The sequence below is a fragment of the Rheinheimera sp. WS51 genome (assembly GCF_050936095.1).
In the GTDB taxonomy this organism is placed as follows: Bacteria; Pseudomonadota; Gammaproteobacteria; order Enterobacterales; family Alteromonadaceae; genus Alishewanella.
Genome location: NZ_JBOTRC010000004.1, coordinates 166420 through 180604, shown reverse-complemented (window position 1 = coordinate 180604; position 14185 = coordinate 166420). Strand labels below are relative to the sequence as shown.

Sequence of the window (14185 nt, the reverse complement as noted above, 5' to 3'; positions counted from 1 at the left end):
TAGGCATGTAGTAAAATAATCTTATGATCCAATCGCTCATAACTAACATATAGCTTGTTAGGTAAAATAGACTAGACTGATAATGCCTGCGTTTAGCTGGGGCCTATGCGGTTTATAAAAGTTGTTTTAAACAGAGGGTACGAATAATGAAAAAATGGTTAACCGTGCTTACGGTCTCAGTGGGGATGGTAGCGTCTTCGGCCATGGCAAATCAATGTGGTGATATTTTAGGCCATTCAATGCAGCAACTTAAAACACGCGAAAGCATTGATTTATGCCAAGCCTATCAGGGCAAAACATTATTAATTGTTAACACTGCGAGTAAGTGTGGTTTTACGCCGCAGTTTGACGCTTTAGAGGCTTTATATCAACAATACCAAGCAGCAGGTTTAGTAGTGCTAGGCTTTCCATCAGATAGTTTTAAGCAAGAATATGCCGATGCGGAAAAAACGGCTGAGGTGTGTTACTTAACCTATGGTGTGCAATTTCCGATGTTTGCTAGTTCAAAAGTACGGGGTAAGGAGGCTAACCCTGTATTTAAAGCACTCATTGCTAAAACAGGTGAATCTCCGTCTTGGAACTTTAACAAATATTTAGTCAGTGCTGATGAGCAAACAGTAAAACACTTTGGCAGCAGAACAAAGCCTGATAACAAAGACTTTATTGCCGAGTTAGAGAAAATGCTGGCAGAAGCCAAACCAGTAACCAAGCCTGATACCAGCGGTGATTAGAAATGACTGCGCTTACGCGTAGTGCTTAGTGTTAAGTTTTTAATGTTTAGTTTTTAGCTTGGCTAGCTTCAAATTCATGATCAACCGTTGTCGGCTTGGCTTCTGCTGCTGCTCTGGCTAATTCATCACAGCGTTCATTTTCAGGATGGCCGCTGTGACCCTTTACCCAGTGCCAGTTTATTGTATGTTGGCTGGTCGCTTTATCTAAGCGTTGCCAAAGATCTTGGTTTTTTACCGGTTTTTTTTGACTGGTTAACCACTTATTACGCTTCCAACCCGCCAACCACTGCATTATGCCTAAGCGGACATATTGGCTATCTGTGGTAAGTTCTACATCACAAGGTTTAGTTAGGCTTTCTAAAGCGATAATAGCTGCGAGTAATTCCATACGGTTATTAGTCGTTAAGCGAAAACCACCACTTAATTCTTTGCGATGCTGCTTATAAATTAAAACCGCAGCATAACCACCTGCTCCGGGGTTGCCAAGACAGGAACCATCGGTGAAGATGGTAACAGTTTTACTCATAAAGCCTTTCCTCTAACATAAACGGCGTATAATCTACCTTAATTACGGCACAAAGCGAAATGAACATGAAAAAAAGACAACTTATTCTAGATACAGAAACTACGGGTATAAACCCAAAAGATGGTCACCGCATTGTTGAAATAGGCTGTGTAGAACTTATTAATCGCCGTTTTACCGGTAATAATTATCATGTTTATATTAATCCTGAGCGGATAATTGAAGCTGAAGTGGTTGCTGTCCATGGTTTAACCAATGAGCGGCTAAAAGATGAGCCTAAATTTCGCGATATTGCTCAAGGCTTTTATGACTATATTAAAGGTGCTGAGCTAGTTATTCATAATGCGCCTTTTGACGTTGGTTTTATTAATCATGAATTTTCTTTATTACGCCAACCCATTCCGCCTTTAGAGCAATATTGTACTGTACTAGATACCTTAGCCTTAGCGCGTGAGTTACATCCTGGGCAAAAAAATAACCTCGATGCTTTATGCCGTCGCTATGATATTAATAATAGTCACAGGACATTACACGGAGCTTTATTAGATGCTGAAATATTAGCGGATGTTTATTTGATGATGACCGGCGGTCAAGTCAGTTTAAACTTAGCTAATGAGCAAGATAATCAGCAACAGAACGAAAGCGAATTACGGATCAAGCGAAAAGGCCGCTTAACGGTAATTCAAGCAACAGCTGCAGAGTTAGAGGCACATCAAGCACGATTAGATTTAGTGCAAAAAAAAGGAGGTGCTTGTTTATGGCGAGATTAATTTTTTTAGCATTTTTAAGCTTAGTTGTTTGTGGCCAAATATCAGCGCAAGAAACTAATGTAGCTGTAAGCGAAGAGGCAAATGTATCTAGTGTGAAATTAGATGCGGATAGCTTTGCCTTGTTGCAAGATTTACCCACTAAGAATCAAATTCCCTTATTTGATAATCGATTTCGTATCGATGAAGGTGTAGAAGAAATTACGTTATTATTTTTTCGCCGCCCAGGTAGCGCTTCTATTGTTTTAGTAAGGCCTGATGGCAGTAAGTTACATTTTAATACTGCCCGTAATTATGATGTTTCTTGGCATGATGCTGATAGCTACGATTTAATTAAAATTAAGCAACCTATGCCAGGGCCTTGGCAAGCGGTTGGTCGTTTACTGCCTGAAAGCCGAGTTATGGTGCTCACTGAGATAGAGCTAATCGTAGATCCTATTCCACAAAGCTTAATGGTTGGAGAAACCGTTAAGGTGACAGCGCGGTTGCTTAATGGTGGCGAGCCTATTAATGCCAAAGAATTTCGCGATGTTTTAAGTTTAGAAGTGATCTTTGTTAGTACTAATCAGCCTGATCAAGATAATTTTGGCCGTGGCATCGCTCAGGTAGCGCAGTTCAGAGATGACGGCAAAGGTTATGACGAGCGGGCTAGGGATGGTGTTTTTACCGGCGAGTTTCAGTTACGCTTTGCTGCGGGGGAGTGGATCCCTAAATATATTGTCCGTACACCGTTATATACTCGTGAAATCGAGCAGGCTCCTGTTATGCTTAAAGACACGCCTATAGAGGCGGATATTCAAATGTCACCGGCAATTAATGAAGCGCTGTCGGATGAAATGCCTAAGCCACACCAAATTACATTTAATGTTACTGATCCATCAATTTATATTCAGTCTGTGTTATTACAAGGTCGTATTCGTTACCCTAATGGTGAAATTGCTGATTTCTCAATGAATGAAGCCGGAGACTCAATTCGCCGGCTAAGTTTAAAGAACCGCGGCCAAGGTAGTTATATTATTGAAACTATGGCTTTTGGTACTAAGGTCAATGGCCGTGAGTTTGTCTTAACGCTACCAGAAATTAGCTTTATGGTACCTGCACCTGAAGTCGTCGTTGAAGCTAACCCCTTATCAAGCGAACAACTAACTGAACAAAATAAAGAGCAAGAAGCGCCTTTTCCTTGGCTATTAATAATTTTTAGCAATATCTTTATTTTAATCAGTGGAGGTTTAGCTATTTGGTTTGTAATGACTGATAAAAAATGGTCAGATTTATTATTTTGGCAAACAAAGCCTGTATTAGATCTTGGCACAACAGAAACAAAGCCCACAGCCAATAATAAACAAACTACACAAGCAAAAAATAATAATGCTCAAAAAAGCAACGATATAGATGATATTCTTGATCTAACCCTACCGGATGATTAAGGATTAGACAAAAGCAGTGAAAAAGGAGTTGACGACCTTGGTCCTAAACCGTATCATTCCCGCCGCACAGTAGGACACCCTATTGAAGTTCTTCTGTGTAATTGGTGCGGAGTGGTAGTTCAGTTGGTTAGAATACCGGCCTGTCACGCCGGGGGTCGCGGGTTCGAGTCCCGTCCACTCCGCCAATTTAATGTAAAGTGTTTCAGTGGAGCGGTAGTTCAGTTGGTTAGAATACCGGCCTGTCACGCCGGGGGTCGCGGGTTCGAGTCCCGTCCGCTCCGCCACTGCTTTACATACCTTGTTTGATTGCGGAGTGGTAGTTCAGTTGGTTAGAATACCGGCCTGTCACGCCGGGGGTCGCGGGTTCGAGTCCCGTCCACTCCGCCACATCAACAAGTCTCCTTGAGCAATGCTCACTCCAGTGCGGAGCGGTAGTTCAGCTGGTTAGAATACCGGCCTGTCACGCCGGGGGTCGCGGGTTCGAGTCCCGTCCGCTCCGCCATTTCTTATCCTATTGGTATTTATTATATTCAGTGCTATTAATACAGCGCTAGCTATTATGTCTAACAGGCTAGTGTCTAAGTAAGGCAGATAAAACATTATCTGCTTAGTGACGAATTTTTATTTTTTATTGCCTGAGAATAGCTCTAACTGCTGTTGAGTGCGGGCTGTGCCAGTTAGAAGCTCTTTAGCGGCATTGTCTATGGCTGCCATTTGCTTGTAGGCATCAGAGGTTACCGACTCTATTGCGCTTAAGTATTGATGCGTTTGCTGGTAGCGCTGTTCTAATGAAATTACAGTTTGGTTTATATTATAGATACCTGATTTTGCTTGCTGTAACTCTTGGTTTAATAAAACAAATTCATCACTAGTATTGCTGACTTGTTGCTGCGCATCTTGTGCTTGTTGGTTTAAGTTGATAGATTCTTTCTGGGTGTTGGAGACGAGATGTTCCATATCGTTTAAAAAAACCGAGATTTGCCGCGTTGCATCACTTACCTTTGCCGCTAAAGTACGAACTTCATCGGCAACAACTGCGAAACCTCGACCAGCATCTCCCGCTCTAGCTGCTTCTATAGCTGCATTTAGAGCAAGGAGATTTGTTTGATCAGAAAAATCTTCCACCATCACTAAAATTTGTCTTACATTCTCAGCATTTTTTTGTAAGCCAGTAATAGTGGTGCTAAATGTGTCTAACAAGTTAACTATACGGTTAAGTTGTCCGGATAGTTGTAGCATTTGCTGACCAGCAATATTTGCTTTATCGACTGTTGTAGCTGAGGCTTTGTCTACTTGGTCGCTATGTTGCACAATATTACTTAAATACTCTAAGACTTGATCACTTTGATTTCGGATGTCATGGCTGCGTTGCTCGGTATCAGCTAGATGGCTGCGTGTATGGTTAACTGCAGCAGAAACTTGCTCATTAACATTGTGGGTGTCTTTAGCTTGACTATGAATATCCTCAAGTAAAGCAGATAGTTGATTGGTAAACTGATTATATTCTTCTGATAAAGTGCGAAATTCATCAAAAGTAAAAGCGGGTAAACGTTGTTGTAAATCAGACCCTTTGCTATTTGTATCATGAAGTACTTTTACTAATATTTGTACTGGTCTAACGATTAGATAGTGCATATAAGCAAAAGTAAAAATAAATGCACTGATACCTAAAATTAAAAGAAGCGACCAATAACCTGTATAGTTATTATCATCATTGATTGCCATATGGCTTAACCACATTGCGGCAAAGAAAAAGAAAGATAAAAAAATTAAATTGCCAATGATCTTGCGAGTAAGACTGGCAAAAAAAGTACGTTCAATAAAAAAATATAAACTTTTAAAGGCTGCCATAAGCTGCTTAGCCCCAATTAAACTACGTAGATAATGAGCATATCATAGCTTAGTTGGGGCAGCGACAAATTGTAGCCACTTGGCTTTATTGTTTTGAAAGTTAAGGTTTAATTGAGATATGTCTGCTAATAAACCAACCTAAAACCATTGCAGCGACAAAGGCTAAGGTGCCATGGCTGCCTGAGCTTATGGCTATTATTGCTGGGCCTGGGCAGTAACCTGCTAGCCCCCAGCCAGCACCAAATAATAAGGCGCCTATCACTAAGGGTTTATCAATATCAGCTTTAGTGGGTAAGTGAAACTTTTCAGCTAATATGGGCTTGTTCTTCTTTGCAAATAGCCAGTAACCCATACTGTAAGTTAATAAAGCGCTAATCATTACCAGTAATAAGCTGGGATCCCAATTTTTGTTTAAGGTTAAAAAAGCTAAGACTTTATTCGGATCGATCATTTGTGAATAACTGATCCCAATAGACATCACTAAGCCTGAAATAAAAGCGATTAATAACGGCATGTTTGCTCCGGCAATATTTAATTTTTAATGTAATAGGGTGGCGACAACAACACCCACTAACATAAATAAGATGGTCGATAAAATAGATCGTGGTGACAAACGGCTGATGCCACAAATACCATGGCCAGAGGTACAGCCGCTGCCCCAGCCGGTACCTAAGCCGACTAATAGCCCAGCGACAATAACCGGCCAGCCTAAGCTAGGTGTGCTATAGGTAAAACCAGCATGGAGCAGGCTAAATAGTACCGGACCAACTAATAAACCAACCACAAAAGCAAGGCGCCAGCCACGTTGATGGTTAGAAAATAAGGCATTGCTAGCAATACCAGATATACCGGCGATACGGCCTGAAAAAATAAGCAATATTAGCCCGCCAAGGCCAATTAAACTGCCACCAATGAGTGCTGAGATAGGGGTAAAATTTGTCATGTTTTATCCTGAAATAATTAACTAACTGTAGGTAAGTTGGCGTCTAACCAACCTTGCATACCTGGACTTACTGAATAAATATCGCTAAAGCCCATCTGTTGTAATGATGCTGTAGCTAAGGCAGAACGACCGCCAGAGCGGCAAATAACATAGATAGTCGATTTTGCTAGTTCTTGTAATGCGACTTCAGGCTCACAGCTACTAGAAGCAACTTTAGGGTGATTATGAATATTCATTTCTAATACACCACGAGGGTAATTAACCGCGCCAGCAATATGGTGCTTTGCAAACTCGGCCGGCTCTCTTACATCAATAAGAATGGCTTCAGAGTTTGTTTTTAACGCAATGGCGAGTTGCTCAATATTCACTTCTTTAATGTTACTTTTAGCTTCGGCTACAAGTTGTTGTGCTGTTTTCATTTTTAACTCCAGTTAGGGCTAGTTAATAATTAACTTAGGGTTATTAATGCAAAGTATATGCAATATATTTAGAGTACGGATTGATAAATAACAACGCCTGCCATCACTAATAAAAATAAAGCGAAGCCGCGCTGTAGTTGTTTTTTCGGTACCTTATTCGCAATAGCGCCACCAACGATGCTGCCGATAATGCCAAAAACAATAATGATAGCGATAGAGCGCCAATCAAATATTGCGCCTTGTGCACTAAGGGTGACATAGTATTTAATAAAACCGACGCTAGACTGCAGGGTAATAATGACTAAGCTTGTTGCTATGCTGCGGACCATAGCTAAACCGCCCAAAAGCACCAAGACGGGCACAATTAAGAAGCCACCACCAACACCAACAAAGCCGGTAACAGTACCTACTAGTATTCCGGTTACTATTAAAGTCATCGGCTTTAATGCTTGTGAGGCATCGGTTGTTTGAACTTTTTTACGCCACATTAAAATGGCAGACATAAACATAAGTATAGAGAACAGTAATAATTGCCAGCGACTATCAGCTAGGGTGCCAAGCCAAGCTCCGCCATAGGTACCAAACATGCTAGGTAAGGCAAAAAGTGCCACATGAGGCCAACTAACTAATCGTTTTAAACTGCTTCGTGCTGCTGCAAATAAGCTAATGCTTCCGACAATAAATAATGAAGAAGCAATAGCCAGTTCGGGTGACATTTTTAATAAATACAGTAGCACCGGCACTGTTAGGATAGAGCCACCAGAGCCAAAAAGCCCGAGACTTAAACCAATTAAAATTGCTGAAAAAAACACTAGCATTATAACGTTGCTCCATATAGCAATAAGTAATATGCTTATAACATTATTGAATTCTAATGTAGTTAGCGCTATGCTGCAATTTAAATTTAGCGTTTACTAATATACGAGGTGCTTATGGATAAGAATATGTCAGAAAACCAACAATCACTAACCATAGAGATGTTTTTTGATACCGACAGTTCTACTTGTAGTTATGTGGTTATTGATAACCAAACTAAGCGCGCGGCAATTATTGATCCGGTATTAAATTATGCTGCTGCAGCAGGCCAAGTAAGCACCGAATCAGCAGATGAAATACTCTACTTTTTAGCTAAGAACGAATTAGTGGTCGATTGGATTTTAGAAACGCATGCGCATGCTGATCATTTGTCTGCTGCTGATTATTTAAAAGCTAAAACCAAAGCGCCTGTTGCTATTGGCGAAGGCATTAAAAAGGTGCAGCAAACTTTCAAGTTGATTTTTAATATTGATGATACAGAGCTACAGGCTAAAGGTGATTATTTTGATAAGTTATTTCAGGATAATGAAACCTTCACAATTGGCAACTTGCAAGCAAAAGTGATTAATACACCTGGCCATACTAACGACAGTATTAGTTATTTAATTGCTGGCAATTTATTTGTTGGTGACTCTTTATTTATGCCTGATGGCGGTACGGCACGCTGTGACTTCCCAGGAGGCGATGCCCATGTGTTGTATCAATCTATTCAGCGTATTTATCAATTGCCGGATGATACCACTATTTACATTTGTCACGATTATCAGCCAAATGGGCGTTCTTTACGCTATAAAACAACCGTAGCTGAACAAAAACAGCAGAATATTCATGTAACAGAAAACACATCAGAGCAAGAGTTTGTCGAAAAGCGAGAAGCAAGAGATAAAACGCTTAGCGTGCCGAGGTTAATTTATCCAGCGGTGCAAGTGAATATCAGAGGGGGGGCCTTACCTAGCCCTCAAGAAAATGGTGTTAGTTATATAAAAATACCATTAAAGCGCTCAGCGTCATTAAGTTAAGTTATTTTCCTCGCAACATTTTGGCACTCAAGTTAAGAGTTATCTCGACTTAGCTGAGTGCTTTTTTATTTAAATCAAATTCAGCTGACTTGTTAGATAAAATTATTTCACTTTTTTAGCGATAACTCATCTAAAGCTATACTTTATAATGCTATATTCAGTGGTTATAAACACTCTCTTATCTTGAATTAACCTAGATAAATTAGGATTAACTATGTTTGAATGGATTTATAGCCCTGAAGCTTGGGTGGCTTTAGCTACCTTGATGGCACTGGAAATAGTTTTGGGTATTGATAATATTATCTTTATTTCTATTTTAGTGGCCAAGCTGCCCGCTGAAAAACGTGATTCTGCAAGACGCATTGGTATCGGTTTGGCTATGATTTCACGGCTAGCCTTACTGTTTAGTTTAGCTTGGGTTATCGGCTTGGTTGAGCCATTATTTTCGGTGTTAGATTACGAGATTTCTGGTCGAGATTTAGTGCTAATTATCGGTGGCTTTTTCTTGCTGGCTAAATCTACTCACGAAATTCACGATAGCTTAGAGGGTGGCAGCACCTCTACAGCGACAAAAGCGGCGGCTAATTATCTGGCTATTTTAGTTCAGATCACCTTATTGGATATCGTTTTTTCGTTAGATTCTGTTATTACCGCAGTGGGTTTAGTTGATCATCTCTCTATTATGGTGATTGCTGTTATTGCTTCAGTGCTAGTGATGCTATTTGCGGCTAAGTCTATAGGTAACTTTGTCGACAGCCATCCGACCATTAAAATTCTGGCTTTATCATTTTTAATGTTAATTGGTTTTACCTTAGTGGCAGAAGGTTTGGATGTGCATGTGCCTAAAGGCTATATTTATTTTGCTATGGCTTTCTCCTTTGGTGTCGAATTAATAAACTTGCGGGTAAGGCGTAAGAAAACTACTGCTGTGAAATTACATAAGAAAATGGGTAACCAATAAATGCAGGTTTGCTTTTACAAGTTATCTTGCTTTGGTTAACATCTGCTTATGAATAATTCTAGCAATCAACAACCTCATTTTTGGCAGGTTTCTGCAGATAACCAAGGTTATACAGAGTTGTGCAATGCTTTATATGAGCGTGAGTTATTGCGCTTGTCTGAATTACCGGCAGAGCAACTGGCTAATTTGGCGGGACGCTTAGCTAGCTTAACCTTCTATGTGCGCCGAGCTGCGAGTCATATTTTACAGCATCAGGGCGAATTACAGCTAGATAGCCAAAATGGTTCTTGGTTTTCACCTCAAGCAAAACAATGCCCTGCGCGAAAGCAACAAGCGGCGCCTATAGATGCTTTTTATCAAAAATATTCGGCGCCAGGTTTAGTGGTACCAATATATGTTATGCATTTAAGCCAAGAACATATTTTATTAGATAGTATTGATGAGGTAGATTTCGAAGGCTTGCGGGTACACTGTAATCAGCATGGTTGGTTCGCCTTGTCGGGTACGCCTTTGCAAGCGGATAATAGTGAAAAGTTTTTGCTAAAAGCGACTAAAACTATTATGACAGCAGCTTGTTGTGGCCATCAATGGTTAAAAGGCGATAGAGCTACGCCAAGGTTATTAAGCCTACGTGAGCTATTGCTTGCTAGTCGTTTAAATTGGCGTAATTTTGCTAAGCCTTTACCTGCGAAAATGTCGCTATGATCAATATCACTGCGATAGATATAGATTTGTTACTTTGCAATGGCCTATCTAGGCTTCATAATAAGGGAGCTATTTTCTTTTACCTGCAGCGAGTGAACCGGCTATGATGCGACTCTTTACTGTATTGCTGTTGGTGTTACTAGGGTTGTTACAATACCGACTCTGGTTTGGTCAGCACAGTATTACCGACTATTGGCATAAACAAGATGAATTGCAAGGGCAGCTTGCCAGCAATCAAGAGCTAGAGAAACGAAATAGGTTATTAAAAGCCGATGTCACAGATTTACAAAAAGGCTTAGATGCAATTGAAGAGCGGGCTCGTAATGAGCTAGGTTTGATCAAAAAAGATGAAGTGTTTTTTCGCATTTTTAGTCAGACAGATAATACGGGAAAAAAATAATGAGCGACAAGGTCATGCCCGCTATCGCAGTTGTCGTCCCCGCTGCTGGTATAGGTAAGCGTATGCTGGCAGATCGGCCAAAACAATATTTAGTTTTGCAGCAAAAAACGATTTTAGAGCATAGTTTAATGCGATTACTGCAAGTTCCAGCGCTAACTAAAATCTGGCTTTCAGTAGCACAAGACGACCCTTATATTAATGATGTTAATTTAGATCAAAAACAGATTATTAAAGTACGAGGCGGTGCTGAGCGTATGCACTCAGTATTAAATGCTGTGCAGCAAATAGAGCCTTATAAGTATCCTTGGGTACTGGTGCACGACGCAGCAAGACCCTTAGTGCGTCAAGCGGATATTGAAAAGTTAATTGAACATTGTTTAGCCTCTGGTGATGGCGGCATTCTAGCCTGTCGGGTTCGTGATACTATGAAACGAGGCGAAAAAGTTGTTGGTCAGACAGTAAGTCGTGAGCATTTATGGCATGCTTTAACGCCGCAGTTATTTCCTACCGCTTTATTAAAGGCGGCATTAGAAGATGCCGTTCAAGCAGGGGTACATATTACTGATGAGGCTTCGGCAATGGAATGGGCTGGCCATCCGGTGTTATTAGTAGAAGGCCAGAGTGATAATATTAAAATTACTCAGCCTGCAGATTTAGCCTTAGCGGCATTTTATTTGGAGCAAGTTAATTAATGAATATTCGCATAGGCCATGGTTTTGATGTTCATGCTTTTGGTGGCGAAGGCCCTATTACCTTAGCGGGGGTTAGTATAGATTATCCGCAAGGGTTAGTGGCGCACTCAGATGGTGATGTTGTGTTACATGCTTTGTCCGATGCTTTGTTAGGCGCTGTCGCATTAGGGGATATTGGCCACCACTTTCCTGATACCGATGTTGCTTTTAAAGGTATAGATAGCCGTATTTTATTACGAAAGGTGTTTGCTGATGTGCAAGCGGCAGGCTTTAAAGTGGGTAATATCGATATTACTATAATGGCGCAAGCACCGAAAATAGCGCCACATATTCAAAATATGCGCCAAGTTATCGCAGCAGATTTAGCTTGTGACTTAGGGCAAGTCAATGTTAAGGCGACGACCACGGAAAAGCTAGGTTTTGTTGGCCGCAAAGAGGGGATCGCGACTGAAGCCGTGGTGTTGTTGGTTAGCGCATGAGTGAATTACAGCCATTAGCCTATTTATATACAGCGCCAGTTGCAACGGCCTTGTTACGCCATCAAGCACAAGACTTTATTGTCGATGAGCAACTTAACTTTACGCCCAGTGGCGCTGGCGAGCATATTTTATTGCAAATAGAAAAAACTGGCCAAAATACACAGTTTGTGGCCAAACAGTTAGCCGAGTTAACTCAGCTAAGGGCTCGCGACATAAGCTATGCTGGCTTAAAAGATCGTCATGCTATTACTCGGCAGTGGTTTTGTTTTAAATGGCCCATTAAACAAGCGTTGCCTTGGCAAGAATGGCAGCTAGAAGGCTGTCGTATTCTAACTATGGTTCGTCATTATCGTAAATTACGACTGGGTGCATTAAAAGCCAATAAATTTCAAATTCGTTTACGACAAGTCTCAGATCCGCAGTCGGTTATCAATAGAATTGAACAAGTTAAACAAGGTGTGCCAAATTATTATGGCGAACAGCGGTTTGGTATTAATGGCGGCAATTTAAGTTTAGCTAAACAGTTGTTTGCAGGGCAAAGCATTGCTGATCGTAAACTTCGAGGTTTAGCACTTTCTGCGGCTCGGTCTTATTTATTTAACCAACAACTCTCGGCGCGAATTAAACAGGGGTTATTTAATCAGATTATTGCTGGAGATGTGCTGCAATTAAGCGGGACTGCATCCGTCTTTAAGGCACCGCTAGTTGATGATGAACTAAATCAGCGTTTGGACAATCAAGATCTTAGCATAACGGCGGTATTACCCGGCATGGGTGATTCAATGGCAACAGCGGATAGTTTAGCCTTCGAGCAACAAGTTTTAGCCCAACATCCCGAGCTTATAAATGGTTTAATTGATTATCGTTTAAAGCAAGAGCGGCGCAGTATGCGCATTATTCCGCAGCATTTACAGTTTGCTATAGAGCAGCAAGACATCACACTTAGCTTTAGTTTACCCGCCGGCTGCTTTGCTACTAGTGTTTTAAGAGAACTGGTGCGGTATCAAGATTGTGGTCGCGGGAATACAGGGGTGCAGTAGTAATGAAAATTTTATTAAGTAATGACGACGGCGTTAATGCCAAAGGCATGCAGGTGTTACAGCAGGCTTTAACCCAAATAGCCGATGTAACAACAGTCGGGCCAGATCGAAACTGTAGTGGTGCCAGTAACTCTTTAACCTTAGTTAATCCATTACGGGTACAGCAGATGGAGAATGGCTTTTATTCTGTCAATGGCACTCCTACTGACTGCGTGCATTTAGCCATAAGCCAATTGTTAAATTTTACACCTGATCTTGTGGTGGCAGGGATAAATCATGGCGCTAATTTAGGTGATGATGTTCTATACTCAGGGACGGTCGCTGCGGCAACTGAAGGCCGACATCTAGGTTTACCTGCTATTGCGGTATCATTAGCAAGCCGTGACCCAGAGTACTTTACGACAGCGGCTTTTGTTACCGTGCAGGTAATTAAAAAACTTAAATCACATCCATTACCCCGAGATCAAATTTTAAATATTAATGTGCCACCGGTGACAATTGAGCAGTTAAAAGGCATAAAAGTGACGCGTTTAGGCCGGCGCCATAAAGCAGAAACTATGACAAATAGCAAAGATCCTTGGGGCCAAACTATTTATTGGTATGGCTCGCTAGGTAATGAGCTTGATGCTGGAGAAGGCACCGATTTTCACGCTATAGCCAATGGTTATGCATCTATTACACCTTTGCAAGTAGATATGTCTGCTTATAAAAGCATGGACACCTTACGTCAGTGGTTAGAGGGGATTAAACTGTAACATGGCAGTCGCGACATCACGAAGCGCTAGTGTATTGGCGCAAAAGCTTCAATCTGATGGCATTCAGCACCCGCTAGTGCTACAAGCTATTAGTCAAACGCCAAGACATCTGTTTGTTGAGGCAGTGTTAGCACACAAAGCCTATGAAAATACTGCTTTGCCTATAGGCCAAGGCCAGACCATTTCCCAGCCTTACATTGTTGCCAGAATGACAGAGTTATTACTACAAGATAGAGCCGCGGGAAAGGTGCTAGAAATTGGTACAGGTTCAGGTTATCAAACAGCGATCTTAGCGCGACTTTTTCCTCAAGTTTGTAGTGTTGAAAGAATTAAATCTTTGCAGTTTCAAGCAAAAAGACGTTTGCAACAACTAGATTTGCATAATGTTGCTATGAAGCATGGTGATGGCTGGCAAGGTTGGCCAAGTAAGGCTCCTTTTGACAGCATAATTGTTACAGCTGCGCCAACGGAAGTCCCAATGGCGCTGTTAGAGCAATTAGCGGATGGAGGTCGTTTAGTGATCCCCGTGGGGATGCAAGAGCAAGTTTTGCGTATTTATCAACGACAAGGTGACAAGGTGATAAGCCGTGATATTGAAGCGGTACGTTTTGTACCATTAATTCCAGGGGAATTAGCTTAATACAGCTTAGATAAGGG

18 protein-coding genes and 4 tRNA genes are annotated in these 14185 nt (G+C 41.2%); 16 read left to right on the top strand and 6 right to left on the bottom strand.

The features are described from left to right. Positions 1–146 precede the first annotated feature (146 nt). Complete coding sequence (locus ACRCA4_RS07705) at positions 147–731, top strand: glutathione peroxidase (protein WP_433186469.1); 585 nt, start codon at positions 147–149, stop codon at positions 729–731. Between the two features lie 46 nt (positions 732–777). On the opposite strand, the gene rnhA is transcribed toward ACRCA4_RS07705, so the two are convergent. Continuing rightward, positions 778–1257 (bottom strand): ribonuclease HI, encoded by a 480-nt coding sequence (gene rnhA, locus ACRCA4_RS07700; RefSeq protein WP_433186466.1) that lies wholly within the window; start codon positions 1255–1257, stop codon positions 778–780. 65 nt (positions 1258–1322) lie between these two features. On the opposite strand from rnhA, the gene dnaQ reads away from it, so the two are divergent. The 6 genes from dnaQ (at position 1323) to ACRCA4_RS07670 (ending at position 3950) form a co-directional block, all read left to right on the top strand. Next, positions 1323–2024, top strand: a complete 702-nt coding sequence (gene dnaQ / locus ACRCA4_RS07695; protein WP_433186463.1) for a DNA polymerase III subunit epsilon — start codon at positions 1323–1325, stop codon at positions 2022–2024. Then, entirely contained in the window at positions 2012–3448 is a 1437-nt protein-coding gene (locus ACRCA4_RS07690) for a TIGR03503 family protein (RefSeq protein WP_433186460.1), read from the top strand. Before dnaQ ends, ACRCA4_RS07690 begins: the two co-directional genes overlap by 13 nt. Before the next feature lie 108 nt (positions 3449–3556). Beyond that, a tRNA-Asp gene (locus tag ACRCA4_RS07685) sits at positions 3557–3633 on the top strand. Positions 3634–3655: 22 nt separating this feature from the next. After that, a tRNA-Asp gene (locus ACRCA4_RS07680) sits at positions 3656–3732 on the top strand. 26 nt (positions 3733–3758) lie between these two features. Further along, positions 3759–3835 (top strand) — tRNA-Asp (locus tag ACRCA4_RS07675). 38 nt (positions 3836–3873) lie between these two features. Then, positions 3874–3950 (top strand) — tRNA-Asp (locus tag ACRCA4_RS07670). A gap of 119 nt (positions 3951–4069) precedes the next feature. Here ACRCA4_RS07670 and ACRCA4_RS07665 read toward each other — a convergent pair. From ACRCA4_RS07665 to ACRCA4_RS07645, 5 genes are all read right to left on the bottom strand, one after another. After that, positions 4070–5299, bottom strand: a complete 1230-nt coding sequence (locus ACRCA4_RS07665) for a methyl-accepting chemotaxis protein (protein WP_433186458.1) — start codon at positions 5297–5299, stop codon at positions 4070–4072. 100 nt (positions 5300–5399) lie between these two features. Next, positions 5400–5813 carry a DUF6691 family protein gene (locus ACRCA4_RS07660; protein ID WP_433186455.1) on the bottom strand — a complete coding sequence of 138 codons (414 nt, stop codon included), beginning with the start codon at positions 5811–5813 and terminating at the stop codon, positions 5400–5402. Positions 5814–5837: 24 nt separating this feature from the next. Next, positions 5838–6242: a YeeE/YedE family protein gene (locus ACRCA4_RS07655; RefSeq protein WP_433186452.1), complete on the bottom strand. Its 405-nt coding sequence runs from the start codon at positions 6240–6242 to the stop codon at positions 5838–5840. A gap of 17 nt (positions 6243–6259) precedes the next feature. Beyond that, positions 6260–6661: a rhodanese-like domain-containing protein gene (locus ACRCA4_RS07650; protein ID WP_433186449.1), complete on the bottom strand. Its 402-nt coding sequence runs from the start codon at positions 6659–6661 to the stop codon at positions 6260–6262. A gap of 68 nt (positions 6662–6729) precedes the next feature. Next, positions 6730–7479, bottom strand: coding sequence for a sulfite exporter TauE/SafE family protein (locus ACRCA4_RS07645; protein WP_433186446.1), 750 nt, complete (start codon positions 7477–7479; stop codon positions 6730–6732). A gap of 114 nt (positions 7480–7593) precedes the next feature. Here ACRCA4_RS07645 and ACRCA4_RS07640 point away from each other — a divergent pair, with 114 nt between their 5' ends. The 9 genes from ACRCA4_RS07640 (at position 7594) to ACRCA4_RS07600 (ending at position 14168) form a co-directional block, all read left to right on the top strand. Beyond that, positions 7594–8496, top strand: coding sequence for an MBL fold metallo-hydrolase (locus ACRCA4_RS07640; protein ID WP_433186443.1), 903 nt, complete (start codon positions 7594–7596; stop codon positions 8494–8496). A 214-nt stretch (positions 8497–8710) separates the two neighbouring features. Further along, positions 8711–9457, top strand: coding sequence for a TerC family protein (locus tag ACRCA4_RS07635; protein ID WP_433186440.1), 747 nt, complete (start codon positions 8711–8713; stop codon positions 9455–9457). A 48-nt stretch (positions 9458–9505) separates the two neighbouring features. Further along, positions 9506–10162, top strand: a complete 657-nt coding sequence (locus ACRCA4_RS07630) for a hypothetical protein (protein ID WP_433186438.1) — start codon at positions 9506–9508, stop codon at positions 10160–10162. A gap of 103 nt (positions 10163–10265) precedes the next feature. Then, positions 10266–10562, top strand: coding sequence for a cell division protein FtsB (ftsB, locus tag ACRCA4_RS07625; protein WP_433186436.1), 297 nt, complete (start codon positions 10266–10268; stop codon positions 10560–10562). Then, positions 10562–11254, top strand: coding sequence for a 2-C-methyl-D-erythritol 4-phosphate cytidylyltransferase (ispD, locus tag ACRCA4_RS07620; RefSeq protein WP_433186433.1), 693 nt, complete (start codon positions 10562–10564; stop codon positions 11252–11254). The genes ftsB and ispD overlap by 1 nt, the downstream gene beginning before the upstream one ends. After that, positions 11254–11733: a 2-C-methyl-D-erythritol 2,4-cyclodiphosphate synthase gene (gene ispF, locus ACRCA4_RS07615; RefSeq protein WP_433186430.1), complete on the top strand. Its 480-nt coding sequence runs from the start codon at positions 11254–11256 to the stop codon at positions 11731–11733. The genes ispD and ispF overlap by 1 nt, the downstream gene beginning before the upstream one ends. Beyond that, positions 11730–12773 carry a tRNA pseudouridine(13) synthase TruD gene (gene truD, locus ACRCA4_RS07610; protein WP_433186427.1) on the top strand — a complete coding sequence of 348 codons (1044 nt, stop codon included), beginning with the start codon at positions 11730–11732 and terminating at the stop codon, positions 12771–12773. Before ispF ends, truD begins: the two co-directional genes overlap by 4 nt. Before the next feature lie 2 nt (positions 12774–12775). Further along, positions 12776–13528 carry a 5'/3'-nucleotidase SurE gene (gene surE, locus ACRCA4_RS07605; protein WP_433186424.1) on the top strand — a complete coding sequence of 251 codons (753 nt, stop codon included), beginning with the start codon at positions 12776–12778 and terminating at the stop codon, positions 13526–13528. Between the two features lies 1 nt (position 13529). Beyond that, the gene (locus ACRCA4_RS07600) at positions 13530–14168 is read left to right on the top strand and encodes a protein-L-isoaspartate(D-aspartate) O-methyltransferase (RefSeq protein WP_433186421.1); all 639 of its coding nucleotides are present in this window, start codon (positions 13530–13532) and stop codon (positions 14166–14168) included. Positions 14169–14185 lie beyond the last annotated feature (17 nt).